Origin of the sequence: Bradyrhizobium sp. CCBAU 45389 (assembly GCF_028128625.1) — a bacterium.
Classification (GTDB): domain Bacteria; phylum Pseudomonadota; class Alphaproteobacteria; order Rhizobiales; family Xanthobacteraceae; genus Bradyrhizobium; species Bradyrhizobium liaoningense_B.
The window spans coordinates 296,717-312,582 of record NZ_LBIY01000094.1; the positions used below are offsets into that span (position 1 = coordinate 296,717).

The 15,866-nt window shown below is 65.6% G+C and carries 19 protein-coding genes; 11 read left to right on the plus strand and 8 right to left on the minus strand.

All coding sequences use genetic code 11. The features are described 5' to 3' along the window. Positions 1 to 29 precede the first annotated feature (29 nt). From XH79_RS26810 to XH79_RS26825, 4 genes are all read right to left on the minus strand, one after another. Complete coding sequence (locus XH79_RS26810; protein WP_271583520.1) at positions 30 to 722, minus strand: GNAT family N-acetyltransferase; 693 nt, start codon at positions 720 to 722, stop codon at positions 30 to 32. A gap of 4 nt (positions 723 to 726) precedes the next feature. Next, positions 727 to 1,074, minus strand: a complete 348-nt coding sequence (locus tag XH79_RS26815; RefSeq protein WP_018646107.1) for a Lin0512 family protein — start codon at positions 1,072 to 1,074, stop codon at positions 727 to 729. Positions 1,075 to 1,303: 229 nt separating this feature from the next. Beyond that, complete coding sequence (locus tag XH79_RS26820; RefSeq protein WP_271583521.1) at positions 1,304 to 2,968, minus strand: acetolactate synthase large subunit; 1,665 nt, start codon at positions 2,966 to 2,968, stop codon at positions 1,304 to 1,306. A gap of 159 nt (positions 2,969 to 3,127) precedes the next feature. After that, entirely contained in the window at positions 3,128 to 4,021 is an 894-nt protein-coding gene (locus XH79_RS26825) for a LysR family transcriptional regulator (protein ID WP_271583522.1), read from the minus strand. Between the two features lie 104 nt (positions 4,022 to 4,125). On the opposite strand from XH79_RS26825, the gene XH79_RS26830 reads away from it, so the two are divergent. Together XH79_RS26830 and XH79_RS26835 are read left to right on the plus strand one after the other, a co-directional pair. Then, positions 4,126 to 4,866 (plus strand): SDR family oxidoreductase, encoded by a 741-nt coding sequence (locus XH79_RS26830; protein ID WP_271583523.1) that lies wholly within the window; start codon positions 4,126 to 4,128, stop codon positions 4,864 to 4,866. A 34-nt stretch (positions 4,867 to 4,900) separates the two neighbouring features. Then, the gene (locus XH79_RS26835) at positions 4,901 to 5,134 is read left to right on the plus strand and encodes a tautomerase family protein (protein WP_212337394.1); all 234 of its coding nucleotides are present in this window, start codon (positions 4,901 to 4,903) and stop codon (positions 5,132 to 5,134) included. Here the strand turns inward: XH79_RS26835 and XH79_RS26840 are convergent. After that, the gene (locus XH79_RS26840) at positions 5,115 to 5,759 is read right to left on the minus strand and encodes an O-methyltransferase (protein WP_271583524.1); all 645 of its coding nucleotides are present in this window, start codon (positions 5,757 to 5,759) and stop codon (positions 5,115 to 5,117) included. The two genes, XH79_RS26835 and XH79_RS26840, sit on opposite strands and share 20 nt — an antisense overlap. 15 nt (positions 5,760 to 5,774) lie before the next feature. Then, positions 5,775 to 6,410 carry a PadR family transcriptional regulator gene (locus XH79_RS26845; protein ID WP_271583525.1) on the minus strand — a complete coding sequence of 212 codons (636 nt, stop codon included), beginning with the start codon at positions 6,408 to 6,410 and terminating at the stop codon, positions 5,775 to 5,777. Between the two features lie 153 nt (positions 6,411 to 6,563). On the opposite strand from XH79_RS26845, the gene XH79_RS26850 reads away from it, so the two are divergent. The 4 genes from XH79_RS26850 to XH79_RS26865 are packed head-to-tail and all read left to right on the plus strand — an operon-like array spanning position 6,564 to position 9,944. Next, complete coding sequence (locus XH79_RS26850; protein WP_271583526.1) at positions 6,564 to 7,247, plus strand: GntR family transcriptional regulator; 684 nt, start codon at positions 6,564 to 6,566, stop codon at positions 7,245 to 7,247. Beyond that, a complete protein-coding gene (locus XH79_RS26855) occupies positions 7,244 to 8,494 on the plus strand; it encodes a dicarboxylate/amino acid:cation symporter (RefSeq protein WP_271583527.1) in 1,251 nt (416 codons plus the stop codon). The genes XH79_RS26850 and XH79_RS26855 overlap by 4 nt, the downstream gene beginning before the upstream one ends. After that, on the plus strand, positions 8,494 to 9,537 hold the full coding sequence (locus tag XH79_RS26860) for a threonine aldolase family protein (protein WP_271583528.1): 1,044 nt from the start codon (positions 8,494 to 8,496) through the stop codon (positions 9,535 to 9,537). The genes XH79_RS26855 and XH79_RS26860 overlap by 1 nt, the downstream gene beginning before the upstream one ends. A 44-nt stretch (positions 9,538 to 9,581) precedes the next feature. Further along, positions 9,582 to 9,944, plus strand: a complete 363-nt coding sequence (locus XH79_RS26865; protein ID WP_271583529.1) for an MmcQ/YjbR family DNA-binding protein — start codon at positions 9,582 to 9,584, stop codon at positions 9,942 to 9,944. A 44-nt stretch (positions 9,945 to 9,988) separates the two neighbouring features. Here XH79_RS26865 and XH79_RS26870 read toward each other — a convergent pair whose 3' ends face one another. Continuing rightward, positions 9,989 to 10,732 (minus strand): 2-keto-4-pentenoate hydratase, encoded by a 744-nt coding sequence (locus XH79_RS26870; RefSeq protein WP_271583530.1) that lies wholly within the window; start codon positions 10,730 to 10,732, stop codon positions 9,989 to 9,991. Further along, complete coding sequence (locus XH79_RS26875) at positions 10,729 to 12,144, minus strand: amidase (RefSeq protein ID WP_271583531.1); 1,416 nt, start codon at positions 12,142 to 12,144, stop codon at positions 10,729 to 10,731. Before XH79_RS26875 ends, XH79_RS26870 begins: the two co-directional genes overlap by 4 nt. Before the next feature lie 107 nt (positions 12,145 to 12,251). On the opposite strand from XH79_RS26875, the gene XH79_RS26880 reads away from it, so the two are divergent. From XH79_RS26880 to XH79_RS26900, 5 genes are read left to right on the plus strand one after another with little or no spacing between them, the layout of a single operon-like run. Beyond that, positions 12,252 to 13,013, plus strand: coding sequence for a GntR family transcriptional regulator (locus XH79_RS26880; protein WP_271583532.1), 762 nt, complete (start codon positions 12,252 to 12,254; stop codon positions 13,011 to 13,013). Then, positions 13,013 to 13,807, plus strand: a complete 795-nt coding sequence (locus XH79_RS26885) for a transporter substrate-binding domain-containing protein (protein ID WP_271583533.1) — start codon at positions 13,013 to 13,015, stop codon at positions 13,805 to 13,807. The genes XH79_RS26880 and XH79_RS26885 overlap by 1 nt, the downstream gene beginning before the upstream one ends. A 50-nt stretch (positions 13,808 to 13,857) precedes the next feature. Continuing rightward, positions 13,858 to 14,475, plus strand: coding sequence for an amino acid ABC transporter permease (locus XH79_RS26890; RefSeq protein WP_245003486.1), 618 nt, complete (start codon positions 13,858 to 13,860; stop codon positions 14,473 to 14,475). Between the two features lie 4 nt (positions 14,476 to 14,479). Beyond that, positions 14,480 to 15,133 (plus strand): amino acid ABC transporter permease, encoded by a 654-nt coding sequence (locus XH79_RS26895; RefSeq protein WP_271583534.1) that lies wholly within the window; start codon positions 14,480 to 14,482, stop codon positions 15,131 to 15,133. Next, on the plus strand, positions 15,117 to 15,854 hold the full coding sequence (locus XH79_RS26900; RefSeq protein ID WP_271583535.1) for an amino acid ABC transporter ATP-binding protein: 738 nt from the start codon (positions 15,117 to 15,119) through the stop codon (positions 15,852 to 15,854). The genes XH79_RS26895 and XH79_RS26900 overlap by 17 nt, the downstream gene beginning before the upstream one ends. Positions 15,855 to 15,866: the final 12 nt, after the last annotated feature.

The window sequence follows — 15,866 nt, forward strand, 5'->3', positions numbered from 1 at the left end:
GGCGGATATGAAGCCCCGCCGAGCAACGCTCATCCCTGCTTCATCAGCGCAGTGACGTGCAGGCGGCGGCGAATCCGCATGCCCTGCCGCTGATACAGCGCGATCGCCGACGTGTTGTCCGAAAACACGTGCAGGAACGGAATTTCGCCGCGCGCCTCGATCCGGCGCGCGACCGCCGCGAGCAGCGCCTGCGCAAAGCCACGCCCACGATAGTCCGGATGCACGCAGACCGCCGTCATCTCGACGAACTTTCCCGGCTTCATCCGCTCGCCCGTCATCGCGACCAGTTCCCCGCCGGCCCGGATACCGAGGAAGGTGCCGAGCTGATGCGTCCGCGCGGCAAACGGCCCGGGCTTGGTCAGCTCCGTCAGCGCCATCATCGCGGGCACGTCGGCCGCTCCCAGCGTGACGATCTCGGCGTCGCGAAGCGCACTGTCGGCAGGCGAGCCGATCATCTGCTCGCCGGTCTCGGCGAGCACCACCTTGAAGCCGGCGGGAACGTCAACCGGCTCCGGTGTGAACAGCGCGGCGACCTGCGAGCCCGATATGAGATCACCGAGCGCGGCAAAGCTTGCCGCGGACATGTCGACCATGTCGGCAAAGGGCGTCATGTCGACGGGATAGCGCAGCGCTTGCGGGCCACCCTCGGCCAGGTGTTTCTGGCTCGTCGTCAACGCGCTCCAGATCGGGCGATCCAGCAGCGCCACATCACTGTCGGACACCAGCCTAGTCCTTGTCGAAGCTGACGATGACAGCCGCATTCGCGATGAGGATGGGGTCGTTGGCGACTTCCGTGGCCGAGGGAATCTCCAGACCGCCCTTGACCGCAGTCACGGTCACGGTGCCGTAAGGAAGCTCCTTGGCAACGGCTTCCTTGTCCACCGCCTCGGGGTTGGGCACGCCGATCGTGACATCGACGAACATGTCGTTCGCGGTCTTGCCGATCATGCGGAAGAAGCCGAGGCTCGAATGCCTGATGGCATCCGACACCGCCCGCTTTGCCGCCTTGGTGGCGTCCCTGCCGTGGACGTCGACGCCCATGCCCATCTCGGTGACACAACGAACGCGAGTCATTTCATAGTCCTGTGGTTGGTGGAGTGATCGGATGATTGGGAGTGTCGATGATATGGGATCGCGAGACAAGTGCACCTCTCGTGTCCCGGACGCGCTGCAACGCTCTTGGCGTTGCTGCGCAGAGCCGGGACCCAGGAGGCGACAGGGCTCGCTGATGCATGGGCCCCGGCTCTGCAGCGCACCGCTGAAGGAGCGCTGCGCTGCGTCCGGGGCACGAGACCATTGTCCATCACGCCTTCGACTTCTCATGCGCGCGGAGCTCGTCGACCAGCACCCGCACGTTCTCCGAATAGTCGATCGGGATCGAGACCAGGTGCACGCCGCCCTCCCTAAAAGCCGCCTCGAGCGTCGGGCCGAAGCTGTCGATGCTCGCGATGCGGTGCCCCTTGGCTCCGTAGGAATTCGCGTACATGGCAAAATCGGGATTGCCAAAGGTCATGCCGTAATCGGCAAAATGATCGACGGCCTGCTTCCAGCGGATCATGCCGTAGGCGTTATCCTCCAGCACCAGCACGACCAGGTTGAGCTTGAGGCGGACCGCGGTTTCCATCTCCTGGCTGTTCATCATGAAGCCGCCGTCGCCGGCGACCGCGAGCACGCGGCGATCGGGATAGAGCATCGCGGCCATCATCGCCGACGGCAGGCCCGCGCCCATCGTCGCCAGCGCATTGTCGAGCAGCAGCGTGTTGGCAACGCGGGTCCGGTAGTTGCGCGCGAACCAGATCTTGTACATGCCGTTGTCGAGCGCGACGATGCCGTTCTCCGGGATGACCTGGCGGATGTCGTGCACGATGCGCTGCGGCGTCGGCGGCCAACGCGCCTCGGTGGCCCGATCAGCGATATGGCGGAGAATTTCCTCGCGCAGCGGCAACAGCGCCGCGGCCTGCGGCAGCTTGCCTTCGAGTCGATCGGCGAGCAGTTCCAGGCTCGGGCCGACATCGCCGACGACCTCGGCATCGGGGAAATAGACCTGCTCGACGCTGGCCGAGGTGTAGCTGACGTGGATGACCTTCGGCCCCGACGGCCCCATGATGAAGGGCGGCTTCTCGATCGGGTCGTGACCGATCGCCACGATCAGATCGGCGGCGTCGATGGCATCGTGGACATAGTCGCGCTCTGACAGCGCGGCGGTGCCCATATAGAGATTGGTGCCGCCGGGCACGGTGCCCTTGCCCATCTGCGTGGTGAAGAACGGAATGCCGGTCCGCCGCACGAAGCTCGCGATGCCGTGCGTCGAGCGCGGCCGGCTCGTTGCCGCGCCCATCATCACCAGCGGGCGCTTCGCGGCCAAAATCATCTCGGCGGCGCGGTCGAGCGCGGCGCGATGGGCGACGGGGATCTCGATCGGATGGATCGGGATCACGGGGATGGCGGGCACCTCATCGCCCGCGATGTCCTCGGGCAGCTCGAGATGCACCGGGCCCGGCCGCTCCTCCATCGCCACGCGGAAGGCGTCGCGCACCACGGTGGGAATGCTGGAGGCGCTGACGATCTGCCGCGACAGTTTTGTCAGCGGCTTCATGGTCGCGACCACGTCCACGATCTGAAAGCGCGCCTGCCGGCTGCTCATGATCGCCTTCTGCCCGGTGATCAGGATCATCGGCATCGCGCCGAGATGCGCATAGGCAGCGCCCGTGGACAAATTGAGCGCACCGGGGCCGAGCGTCGAGAGACAAACACCGGGCTTGCCGGTCAGCCGCCCATGTGTCGCCGCCATGAAGGCGGCGGCCTGCTCGTGGCGGGTCAGCACCAGCTCGATCCGGGAGTTGCGCAGCGATTCGACCAGATCGAGGTTTTCTTCGCCGGGCACACCAAAAATGCGATCGACGCCTTCATTCTCCAGCGCCGCGACAAAGAGGTCCGATCCCTTCACCTTGTGGTCCTGCCCGCTCATGTCGCCTCCCTCGCCGTGCTGGCCCCGCATTTTGCTGAAGCGGGCGCATGGTAGCGGTCTGCAGCCCCGGCACAACTCACAAAGAGGCGCGCAATTGCATCAAAATCGTCATTGCGAGCGAGTGGAAACGCCCTTCTCACCAACTCGCTTCGTAGCCCCTCACAGCTTCGCTTCCGCAAAGATGCCCGAGATCCAGTCGAGAAAGACGCGCAGGCGCAGCGCGAGCTGACGGTTTTGCGGATAGAGCGCGGAGAGCGGCGTCGGCGACGGCGGATAGTCGGCAAGGACCTCGACCAGCGCACCGCTGGCGAGATCATCCGCGAAGCGATAGCGCGGCGCCTGCACGAGACCGAAACCGAGCCGGGCGAGATCGGCCATGGCGTCTGAATTGTTGACGCGCAGGCGGCTCGGCAGCACGACGTGACGCAGCACGCCGGCAACGGAGAACTCCAGCGGCAGCACATCGCCGGTGCGCGAGGAGACGAAGGCCACCATCTGGTGGCCGTCGAGCGCATCAGGCGCCATCGGCATGCCGTGCTTGGCGAGATAGGCCGGGCTCGCCACCGTGATCTCGGCAATCGTGCCGAGCCGGCGCAGGATCATGCCACTGTCCTCGGGCTCGCCCGACCGGATCACGCAATCGATGCCCTCGCGCACGAGATCGACCAGGCGATCGCCTTGCCCGATCTGCAAATCGAGCTCCGGATAGCGCGCGAGGAATGCCGGCAGATGCGGCAGGATGAAGGTGCGGGTCAGCAAGGGATGCGCATCGATTCGAAGCAGGCCGCGCGGCCGCGCGTCGCGCATCGCGGTTTCCGCTTCCTCGACCTCGGCCAGGATGGCGACGCAGCGGCGGTAATAGTCCTCGCCGTCGAGCGTCGGGGTGACATGACGCGTCGTTCGCTCGAGCAGCCGCGTCCCCAGGTGCGCCTCGAGACCGCGCAAGACCTCGCTCGCCGTCGAGCGAGGAATGCCGAGATCGGCTGCCGCGGCCGTAAAACTCTGCCGTTCGACGAGGCGGACGAACAGTCGCATGGCGTCAAAGCGGTCCATGGCGAATTGTTCACCACAGCCGACAAGTGATGGCAAGTCCTCGGCGATTATCCGGCCGTAGTGATCAGGTATCTCTTGGCCTAGCAACATCGAGGAGACCCGCCATGACCCATCAATCCCAGCGCGCCGCCATCGTGACCGGCGGTTCCCGCGGCATCGGCGCAGCCATCGCCCGCCGGCTGGCGCAGGACGGGATCGCGGTCGCGATCAACTATGCGAGCGGCAAGACGGCAGCCGACGAACTCGTTGCCGAGATCGAATCCGCCGGCGGACGTGCCATCGCCGTGCAGGCCGACCTCGCCGATCCGGCAACCCCTGCGCGGTTGTTCGATGCAGCCGAGCGCGCCTTTGGCGGGGTCGACATCCTCGTCAACAATGCCGGCGTGATGGAGCTCGGGCCGCTCGCGGAGGTGACCGATGAAGCGTTCGCGCGGCAGATCTCGATCAACCTCGACAGCGTGTTCCGGTCCCTGCGCGAAGCGGCGCGGCGCCTGCGCGACGGCGGCCGCATCGTCAGCTTCTCGTCCAGCGTCGTTGGTCTCTATCAGCCCGGCTACGCCGTCTATGCCGCGACCAAGGCCGCGGTCGAAGCCATGACGCACATCCTCGCCAAGGAGCTCGGCGGCCGCCGCATCGCCGTCAACGCGGTCGCGCCCGGGCCGGTCGAGACGCGGCTGTTCCTCGAGGGCAAGAGCGAGCAGCAGGTGCGCGCCGTTGCCGCCATGAACCCGTTCAGCCGCCTCGGCCAGCCCGACGACATCGCCGGCGTCGTCGCCTTCCTCACCGGGAGCGACGGCGGCTGGGTCAACGGCCAGATCATCCGCGCCAATGGCGGCGTGGTCTGATAGCCGGCACAAATTTCACGCGGAGAGATTCATCATGCCATTCGCCAATATCAAGATCCCCCAGGCCGCATTGTCGCGGGCGCAGAAGGCGGAGATCGTGCATAACCTCACCGCACTGTTCGTCCACTATTTCGGCGAAGCGGCGCGGCTGCACACGATGGTGCTGATCGAGGAAGTCGGCGACGGCGGCTACGGCCGCGCCGACGAGGTGTTCATCGTTCCCGACGCTTATCGCGCCAGCGATTCCGTCACGTCAGCTTCAGGCTGAGCTCGGTGCCACCCTTGAGCGGCAGCGTCATCGAGACGAAGCCGTTTTGGGGATCGCGGATGAAGTCGAGATAGTCGGGCTCGGCATTGTCGTTCATGACGTACCCGCCGACCCGCAGTTGCGGGGCGACGATCTCGATCACCTCCCGCGCCAGCGAAGGACCTCCCTCGCCCGGCCAGCCGTCGATCAGGACGAAATCGACGGGGCCGTCGAGATCGCGCAACGTCTTTCGCGCATCGCCCTCGCGGATCTGGGCGTAGTCGGCAAGGCCCGCCTCCGCGAGGTTGCGCCTGGCGGTCTCGACCTTGGCCGGCACGATCTCCGAGCCGATCACGGTGCCGCCGCCATTGTCGCGCAGTGCCGCCGCGAAATAGAGCGTGGACATGCCGACCGAGGTCGCAAACTCGGCGACGCGCGTCGCGCCCAGGCCGCGGCAGAGCAGATAGATCAATTCGCCCTGCTCGGGATGGATCGAAAATCCCTGCTCGGCATAGGCGTGGGGATCGCGGCTGCCAGAGGAGCCGCGCGGCCCGCCGCCTGATGGACGCTGCCGCGCGCCTTGCAGACGCGCGATCACGGCGTTGACGCGCGGATCTTGAATCGGACTGTGGGGCCGATCATTCATGCGTAGCGTCCTCCATCACTTTCCGAGAATTTCCGCGGCAGCGCGTTCCAGGATCGCGGCGATGCGGCGCGCCTCGGCGGAGTCGCTGCCGTGCTTGGAGCGCAGCGCGCGCTTGAGATTGTGGCGTGCCCGGTGCAACTCATCGGAGGCACCAGCGTCGAGATCGCTGACGCCGGCGAAGGCTTCGCGCACCTCGTCCATGCGGCGTCCGATCCGCGACAATGCCTGCAGGATCGCATCGGCGGTCGAACGGTTCTCGGCAAGATGCGCCTCGCCCTGCGGCGTGATGCTGTAGAGCTTGCGCCCGCCGTCCTGCTGGACGCTGCTGTGGCCGACCTCTTCGAGATAGGTCAGCGCCGGATAGATCACCCCGGGGCTCGGCGTGTAGAAACCGTCGGAACGCTCCTCGATGATCTTGATCAGCTCATAGCCATGGGCGGGCTTTTCGGCGAGCAGCGCCAGGATCACCAGTTGGAGATCCTGCGACGACAGGCGCCGCGCGCCCGGGAAATCGTCGCCGCCGCGCCCGAAGAAACCGTGGCCGCCGCGGCCGAAGCGATGACGTCCGCCGCCGTGCCGGCCCATGGCGAAGGCGAACCGAAACTCGTGCTCCTCTCGGCCGTGCCTGTTGTGGTGCTTGTCTCGAAACATATCTTGCATCTCCATTGTTAGATATATCGTAAGATATGTTTTGAGATGTCCGGCGCAAGGCACAAGCCCGTGATCTTGTTTCCGGCTCGGTTTCACCAGCAAAATCAGTCGCCAAGCTTGACATATCGATGACATACCGCTGGTATGTCAGTTATGCCCATAACCTCCCTCGAGCGCGATCGCGCCTATTCGCTGCTCCGCGACCTCGTCACGTCAGGCGAGTTCGGGCCCGACGAACCTCTTTCCGAGCGCAGCCTGTCGAGCAGGCTGGCGCTCGGCCGCACACCGATCCGCGAGGCGCTGAAGGCGCTCGCCAAGGACGGCCTTCTCACCATCCATCCGATGCGCGGCACCTTCGTACGCCAGATGTCGTTCGATGATCTCCGCGAGATCCACGAATTGCGGCTCGCGCTCGAAGGCATGGCCGCCTATCTCGCCGCGACGCGCGGGCCGACGGAGCCGCTGCGCCAATGCGCCGAGGAGCTGCGCAGCATTCAGGCGCGCGACAATCTCGATGTGGAGGAAGCGCAGCAGGTCGGCTGGGCATTCCACGACGAGCTGTTTCGCGCCACCGGCAACGGCCGGCTGGCGCAGTCCTACGACAATCTGCGCGCGCAGAGCGGCCTCGCCCTACAGAAGATGCGGCGATACAGCGTCGAGCGTACGCGCCAGGCCGTCAGCGAGCACCTCGATATCTACGCAGCCATCGAAGCGCACGACCCCGACGCCGCGCAGCAACGCATGTGGCGGCATCTGTCGTCAGCCTTCGAAGCGCGCCTCACCGCGCTCGGCGCCATCCGCACGCAATATCCAGGACAAGGAGACCATCACGCATGATCCGGCCGCTGCTCAGATTGCCGCTCGTGGTCCAGATGCTGCTCGGCCTGGTGCTGGGTCTATGCGTCGGCCTGCTCTGGCCGGATGTCGGCGCAAGCCTGCGGCCGATCGGCACCGCCTTCGTCGAGGCTGTGAAGATGATCGTCATTCCCGTGGTGTTTGCGGCGGTCACGCTCGGCCTCTACCGCATGGGCAGCGAGCTGAAAGTCCTGGGCCGGGTTGCCGCGATCAGCCTCGGCTATTTCTACCTCGCCACATTGATCTCGATCCTGATCGGCCTCCTGCTCAACGCCGCCTTCCATCCGGGTGCCGGCGCGCCGCTGGCCGCAACGGGCAAGGTGCCGCAAAACCTTGCGGTGTCAGTAGACTGGATCAAGTTCTTCATGGACATGATCCCCTCCAACATCGTCGCTGCGATGGCCGAGCAGAGGATCCTGCCGACGCTGGTCTTTGCGATCCTGTTCGGCCTCGCCCTCGCCTCCGTCGGCAAGGTCGGCGAGCCCATGGTCGCCGTGCTCGAAGCGGTGATGGCGGCGATGTTCAAGATCACGAAATGGATCACCTCGCTCGCCCCGATCGCCATCTTCGCGGTGATGGCCTGGCTGTTCGCGACGCAAGGTCTCGCCACCGTGGTCGCGCTCGCCAAGCTCGTCGGCGTGATGTATCTCGGCCTCGCCATCATGGTTCTGATCTTCTGGCTGATGCTGCTTGCGATCGGCGAGAAGCCGATTGCCGTCACCAAAGCGGTGATGGAGCCGATGATCCTCGCCTTCTCCACCCGTTCCTCGGAAGTGACACTGCCGCTGCACATGGAGAAGCTGCGGGCGATGGGCGCCTCCGAGCGCATCGTCTCGGTGGTGCTGCCGCTCGGCTACGCCTTCAACCGCGACGGCGCCATCATGTATTTCGCCCTCGCCGTCACCTTCCTCGCGGAAGCCTATGGCGTGACGCTGACCTGGTCGACGCTGTTCACCATCGTGATGGTCACGACCATCGCGAGCAAGGGCAGCGCCAACGTTCCCTCCGGCGGGCTCGTTGCGATTGCCATGGTGCTGTCGGCGATCGGGCTGCCGATCGAGGCGCTGGCGATCATCGCCGGTGTCGACGCCTTCCTCGACATGGGCCGCACCGCGATCAACGTGTTCGGCAACACGGTTGCGGTGAAGCTGGTGGAGCGCTTTGCCGGCGACGTGGCGGCCGACGAAACGCAGCCGGCGCCGGCTGGCCTGCAGGTGCAGGACGCCTGATGACGACGCAACAGAGCGGCAGCGACGGCATCGTCGATCTGCGCAGCGACACCGTCACGCTGCCGACCGCGGCGATGCTGGAGCGCATGCAGCGCGCCCCACTCGGCGACGACGGCCGCGAAGGCGATCCGACCGTCCGCGCGCTCGAAGCCCACGGCGCCGCCTTGACCGGCAAGGAGGCCGCGCTGTTCGTGCCGAGCGGTACGATGGGCAATCTGCTGGCGATGCTCGCCCATGCCAAGCGCGGCGCGGACATATTCGCAGATGGCGGTGCGCATCTGCTCAACTCCGAGCTCGGCAGCGTCGCGACGATCGCGGGACTCCTGCCCAAACCGATGCCGGGCCGCCGCGGCGCAATGGATGAGACGGCGCTCGCGGACGCGATCGGCGCGTCGGAGCGCCCCGGCCTGATCGCGATGGAGACGACGCATAATGGCGCCGGAGGCGCCGTGCTGCCCCTGGCGCACATGACGCGAATTCATGCGCTTGGGCAAAGCCACAGAATTCCCGTGCATCTGGACGGCGCCCGCCTGTTCAATGCGTCGGTCGCGCTCGGCGTCCCGGCCGCGCACATCACCGCGCACGCCGACAGCGTGATGGTCTGCCTCTCCAAGGGACTGAGCGCGCCGGTCGGCAGCCTGCTATGCGGCTCCAACGATGTCATCACAAGGGCAAGAGCCTTGCGAAAACTCGTCGGCGGCACCATGCGCCAGTCCGGCGTCGTTGCAGCCGCCGGTCTCGTGGCGCTGGAGACGATGATCGACCGCCTCTCCGAGGATCATGCGGCCGCGAAGCGGCTCGCCGCGGCCTTGAGTTGGCTCGACCCGGCGCTCGCCGATCCCGACCACGTGCAGACCAACATCCTGCGCGTCGATGTCTCAGCAAGCGGACGCGAGGCCGCGGCATGGGCCGAAGGCGTGAAAGCGCACGGCATCCTGGTGCAGGAGAGCGGTCCTTCGCAGCTCCGGCTCGTCACCCATCGCCACATCGACGAGGGCGCAGTCGACCGCACCATCGCCGTCTTCGCGGCGCTCGCCCGCTAGCTCGCGGCCTTGCAAGCCGCGTTTGGCGTGCTATCGCTCGCGCCATGACGCCGAAAACCTTCGAAGCACGCTGCCTGCGCCTGCCCGCCGCCACCAAGGTAGTGCAATGGGAGGGCACCTCCGTGTTCAAGGTCGGCGGCAAGATGTTCGCGCTCGGCGGCGGCTTTGCCGCAGGCTCCGGCGGCTACATGTTCAAGGTCTCGGACATGGCCTATGGGATGCTGATCGAGCACGGCCTGGCGCGACCGGCGCCGTATCTCGCCCGCGCCAAATGGGTCCAGCTCGTCAGCAACAACGCCCTGCCCGATGCCGAGCTCACGGCCTATCTGGTGCAGGCCCATGCGCTGATCGTGGCCAAGCTGACGCGCAAGGCCCGCAAGACGCTGGGGCTCGCCCCGCCGGCATGACCATCCCCGCGCTCGCGGCGACGCTGACCTTCATTCTTCCCGCCTCAGAAGTCGACGGCAACCTCGCCGAAACCCGCAAGGCGAGCACGGGCGCTGGTCCCCGCTTCCGTGAAGACCATGCCGGTACACGAGCCGGTCGTGACGATCTGGCCCGGCAAAAGAGGCGCACCCCGGTCCGCACAATGGCGGACGAGCCAGCGCAGCGGACGCCAGATGTCGCCTGCGGGATTGCCTCCACTGGTTCGACGGCTGATGTCTTCGCCGATGGAGAGATCCGCCTCGACGCTCCCGAGATCGATGGAAGCAGGACTGACCGTCGCGGCTGCTCCGAGCACCAACGCGCCGTGGCTCTGCAAATCCGCAAGCTGGGCCAGGGCGGCGCTGTTCTTCCAATCCTCGAGGCGCGTCTCGACCACCTCGATGGCGGGGTAGACGGCGTCGAAGGCACGTGCCAGTTCGCGATCGGGCAACGCGGCATCGTCAGCCGCGAGCGCTCGCCCGACCCGGAGCGCGACTTCCACTTCGACACCGCGCAGGCGGAATTCCGAACCGAGCCGCGCACCGGAGGCAAGCAGGCCAGACGCCGGCAGCGGCGCGCAGACGGGCTCGGCATCCGGGCCCGACGCGCCGACCTTCCAGCCGCCGGACGGACCGAGCCGGGCAAGCGTGGCATCCTGGATCGCGTAGGCGCCGGCACGATCCGACGGGAGAACGTCGCGCCAGTCGACCGCCTGTCCGCTGCTTCTTGCTGCGATCAACCGGTCCGCCGCTTCACTCGCATTGCTCACGATGTCCTCCCAGAGTGTGGTCCGGCCTCGGCGACAGGCGCCTCAAGCGGAAAGCTTTGCTCGTATTCCCGACCCAATGCCAGCACGGCGGCGTCGGCCCGCTTCGGGCCGAGCAACTGGAATCCGGTGGGCAGTTTCGACACCCATCCGCAAGGCAGCGCAAGCGCTGGCAAGCCGGCGGCATTGGCGATGCCCGTGAAGACGGCATGCCCTCGCGGCCCGGCCGCCTGACCGGCGATCGTTTCGGGATAGGCTCGATCGGCGGGCCAGGGCAAAGCCGCGGTGGCGGGCGTCAGGATCGCGTCATAGGAAGCGAAGAGCGTATCCAACCGTCGTTTGAGACGCTCGATCGCACCGACAAGATCGAACAGCACGGTCGCTGCGGCCGAGCGGCCCTCCTGCAGAGCAGCGCGGGCCGCCTCGCCGCACATCATCGGGTCTGGTTGCGCCCCGCCGCGAAGTCCGAGTTCCGGCCAGCGTGCGCCATCTTCAAACAGCCAGGCCAGACCGATCGCGGAGAGCTGCGGCCACAAGCCGTTGATCTCGTCCGAGAGATCGAACGACGCCCGAGTCTCGACGATATGTCCCATTGTCTCGAAGCGTTGCGCAGCGCGCGCGACGGCGTCGGCGATGCCGGGATCGACGGGCGCATCCGAAAAGCTGGACACGTACAGGATCCTGACCTTGTTCGAAGCGGCGGCGAGCTGCTGCCCGGCCAATATCTCCGTGAAGCCGGCAACATCCGCGACGTTTCGTCCAATTCCGCCCGCCACCTCGTGACTCAGAAATATCTCGGGCAGACCACCGTGCCGCTTCACGAGCCCGGCGGACGGCTTGAAGCCGACGAGGCCACAATGCGAGGCCGGCCGGCGTATTGAACCGCCACCGTCGGTCGCCAGCGCCAGCGGTCCGCAGAACGCGGCAACAGCGGCTGCCGCGCCGCCCGACGAACCGCCGGGCGTCAGCGACACATCGAAGGGATTATAGGTCGTGCCTTTCAGGGCGTTTGCGGTATAGCCCTGCATCGCAAACTCCGGCAGGCTGGTCTTTGCGAAAAGCACCGCGCCCGCCGCCCGTATCCTCGCCACCGGCGCCTCGTCCTCAGTCGCGACGAAGCCGCGCATCAGCGGGCTGCCCCATGTGGTCGGCATGCCGGCCACATGCAGGTTGTCCTTCACCGAGACCGGGACCCCATCAAGTACGCCAAGTGGCCTTGCCTCGGCCCACCGCCTGCGGCTCGCCTCGCCCCCCTGCAGCGCGTCGGCCTCACTGAAGTGCAAGAAGGCGTTAAGCGATCGATCGCAAATCCGTGCGCGAGCCAGACAGTCTTCAATGACATCGACCGGCGTGAAGGCCTGCTTCGCATAGCCCTGGATCAGTTGCGCAACGTCGAGATGCCAGAAATGGGTCATGCGGGATTATCGTTCCAGGGGCTGCACGGGCGATAGCATATCCAGCCAATCTTGTATACAAGCATACTGCATTCGTGCAAGGATAAGGCTCCAATTCGAGACAAGCGATGACCTCAGCCCTGCAGATCAGCGATCGCCTGCTGGACGCCATCCTGGCGAAGAAGCTGGAGCCTGGAAGCCGTCTTGGCGAGCAGCAACTGGCCGAATTGTTCGACTGCAGCCGCACCATCGTACGCGAAGCACTGGTGCGGCTCGAAACCCGAGGCCTCGTCTCGGTCAGCGCTCGCCGCGGATGGTACCTGCTGGAGCCGACGGAAAGACAGGCCCGGGAAGCGTTTGAGGCGCGGCTCGTGATCGAGACCGGGTTGCTGCGCGGCGCCCGCCCGCTCGGTGCTGCTGAGCTTCGCTTGCTGAGGGATCATTTGCGCCGTCAATCAAAGGCAATCAAGGGCACCGACGTCGGACTGCGAAGCTTCATCCTCGGCGATTTCCATGTTTGCCTCGCTCGCTGCCTCGGAAACGAGCTTCTTGCCCAGACTCTGCGCGACCTCACCGTTCGCACCGCGCTGATCGCCACGCACCACCAGACGCAAAGCGAAGCCAGGCGATCTTTCGAGGAGCATGTCGGGATCGTTGCGGCCCTGGAAGCAGAGGACATGCCGCTCGCGGAACGGCGCATGGGCGTCCATCTGCGCACCTGGAAGGAAAAGCTCCGCCTCGCCTCCGGCAGCGATCCGCTGGCGACGTTGCGGCAGGCCCTGTCGCCGATCGCCACTGTGGAACAAAGCTTGCATACAAGATCGAGCAAGGAAACGCGATCCATTCGCCGCCCCGCCAGGCCTCGTCCAGTCAGTCAGGAGAAATCGTGATGCAAGTTTCAAGGCGCAGTCTTTCGATCGGCTTCGTCATCCTTCTCTCGGTATTTGCCGCCGCGGAGACCTCGGCACAGACGGCGCTCGACGGCATCACCCGCAGCAAGGCAGTCCGCATCGCCATTCCGACGGACTTCCCGCCCTATGGCTTCGTCGGCTCCGACATGCAGCCGCAAGGCCTCGATATCGACATGGCGCGGCTGATCGCAGGGAAGCTTGGCGCAACGGTTGAACTGATCCCGGTCACGACCGCCAACCGTATTCCCTATCTTCAGACCAAGAAGGCCGATCTCGTCATCTCGACCCTCGGCAAGAATCCCGATCGCGAGAAGGTCATCGACTTCACCGTCGCCTACTCGCCGTTCTTCATCGGCGTGTTCGCTTCCAAGACGATGGAGCTGAAGGCACCCGACGCGCTGGCCGGGAAATCGATCGCCGTGACACGTGGCTCGGTGGATGACACGGAGCTGACAAAGGTCGCACCTGCCGCCGCCGAGATCCGCCGGTTCGAGGACAACAACGCCACGATTTCCGCTTTCGTCGCCGGTCAGACCCAGGCGGTCGCCACCAGCGCGCAGGTCGCCGCGGCGATGATCACCAAGAACCCGCAACTCGGCGCCGAATACAAATTCCTGCTCAAGGACAGCCCGAACTTCATCGGCGTCGGCAAGGGCGAGGACGCGCTGCGCGCCAAGCTCAACGAGATCATCCTCGCAGCCAAGGCCGACGGCACCCTCGAGGCGCTCTCGCGGAAATGGCTCGGCAGGTCCACCGGCGACCTTCCGGAGTAAGCCGGGCCGTGGTCAATCTCGATTTCGGGGCCATCCTTGTTGACTGGCGCATGCTCGCCAAGGGCGTCGCATGGACGCTTGGATTGACCGCAGTTTCCGCAACCCTGGGGCTTGCGCTCGGCATCGGATGCGCCTGGGCCCGCATCCACGGACCTGTCTGGTTGAAGGCCGTGACGGGCGCCTATGTCGAACTGTTCCGCAACACGCCGTTCATCGTGCAGCTCTTCTTCATTTTCTTCGGCCTGCCGGCGGCGGGCTTCCGGTTATCGCCGGAAGCCGCGTCCGTCCTCGCGATGGTGGTCAATCTCGGCGCTTACGCGACCGAGATCGTCCGCGCCGGCATCGAGGCGACGCCGCGCGGCCAAGTCGAGGCTGCGCTGAGCCTGGCGCTGTCACCGATGCAAACCTTCTTTCACGTCGTGCTGCCGCCGGCCCTGCGCAAGATCTGGCCTGCGCTCGTCAGCCAGATCATCATCGTCATGCTTGGCTCGTCGGTGTGCGGGCAGATATCCACCGAGGAGCTGAGCTTCGCCGCCAATCTGATCCAGAGCCGCAACTTCCGGGCCTTCGAGGCCTTCATCGTCGCCGCTCTGATCTATCTCGCTCTGTCGATCGCTCTGCGGCGACTGCTCAATTGGCTCGGCCCACGCTTCCTGTTTGGAGATTGAGGGCATGGTCGAATTCACGCTGTGGGACATTCTGCGCAACCTACTGCTCGCCGCGCGTTGGACGGTGGGCTTGTCGCTGATGGCTTTCATTGGCGGGGGCCTGGTCGGTTTTGCTCTCCTGATTGCCCGCCTGACGCCTTCGAACGGCGCCCGCCGTCTCGTCTCCCTCTATGTCCAGTTGTTCCAGGGCACGCCGCTCCTGATCCAGCTCTTTCTCGCCTATTTCGGCTTGGCGCTGTTTGGCGTCCAGACCTCGGCGTGGACCGCCGCGGCGCTGGCGCTGACCGCCTATACGAGTGCCTTTCTGAGCGAGATCTGGTTCGGCTGCGTCGCCTCCGTTCCGCGCGGTCAATGGGAGGCAGCGCGGAGCCTGGCTCTCACGTTTGGGGAGCAGTTGCGTCACGTCATCCTCCCTCAGGCGCTGACCATCGCGATTCCGCCAACCGTCGGCTTCCTGGTCCAGGTCATCAAGGGCACGGCGCTCGCCTCCGTCATCGGCTTCGTCGAGCTGACCAAGGCCGGAGGCATGATCACCAATGCGACCTTCCGGCCTTTCACGGTCTATGCCGCAGTCGCCCTGATCTATTTCGCCCTGTGCTATCCGATCAGCCTCACCGCCCGCGCGCTCGAAAGGACGCTCCATGCCGCCCATCGTTGAGATCGCCGCGCTCTACAAGTCCTTTGGGGACACACAGGTCCTCAGGGGCGTTGACCTGAACGTGGAGCCCGGAGAAGTGATCGCGATCATCGGCAGGAGCGGCTCGGGCAAATCGACCCTCCTGCGCTGCATCAACGGGCTGGAGCGCTTCGACAGCGGCGCGATCCTGATCAAGAACAGGCAGATCGATCATGACAGTGCGGCTGCGATGCGTGAGCTGCGTCAGCAGGTCGGCATGATCTTTCAGAGCTTCAACCTGTTTCCCCATTTGAATGTCGGGCGCAACATCATGCTCGCCCCGAAGCTCGTCAAGAAGCGCACGGAGCGGCAAGGCGAAGAGCAGGCGCGCGCCCTGCTCGCCCGCGTCGGCCTGGAGGAGAAATTCGACGCAATGCCCGACCGCCTGTCGGGGGGCCAGCAACAGCGCGTCGCCATCGCGCGTGCGCTTGCGATGGAGCCGGCCGTGCTCCTGTGCGACGAGATCACCAGCGCGCTCGATCCGGAACTCGTCGGCGAAGTGCTGCGCGTCGTTGAAAGTCTCGCCAGGGATGGCATGACACTGATGATGGTGACACATGAGATCGGCTTCGCGCGCAAGATCGCCGATCGCCTCATCTTCATGCATGAGGGCAAGGTTCACGAGATGGGGCCGCCCGAGGAGCTCTTTGCCAATCCCGGGACTCCCGAGCTTCGGCAATTCCTGTCATCGCTCCACAGCTGATGTCTGAGCGAA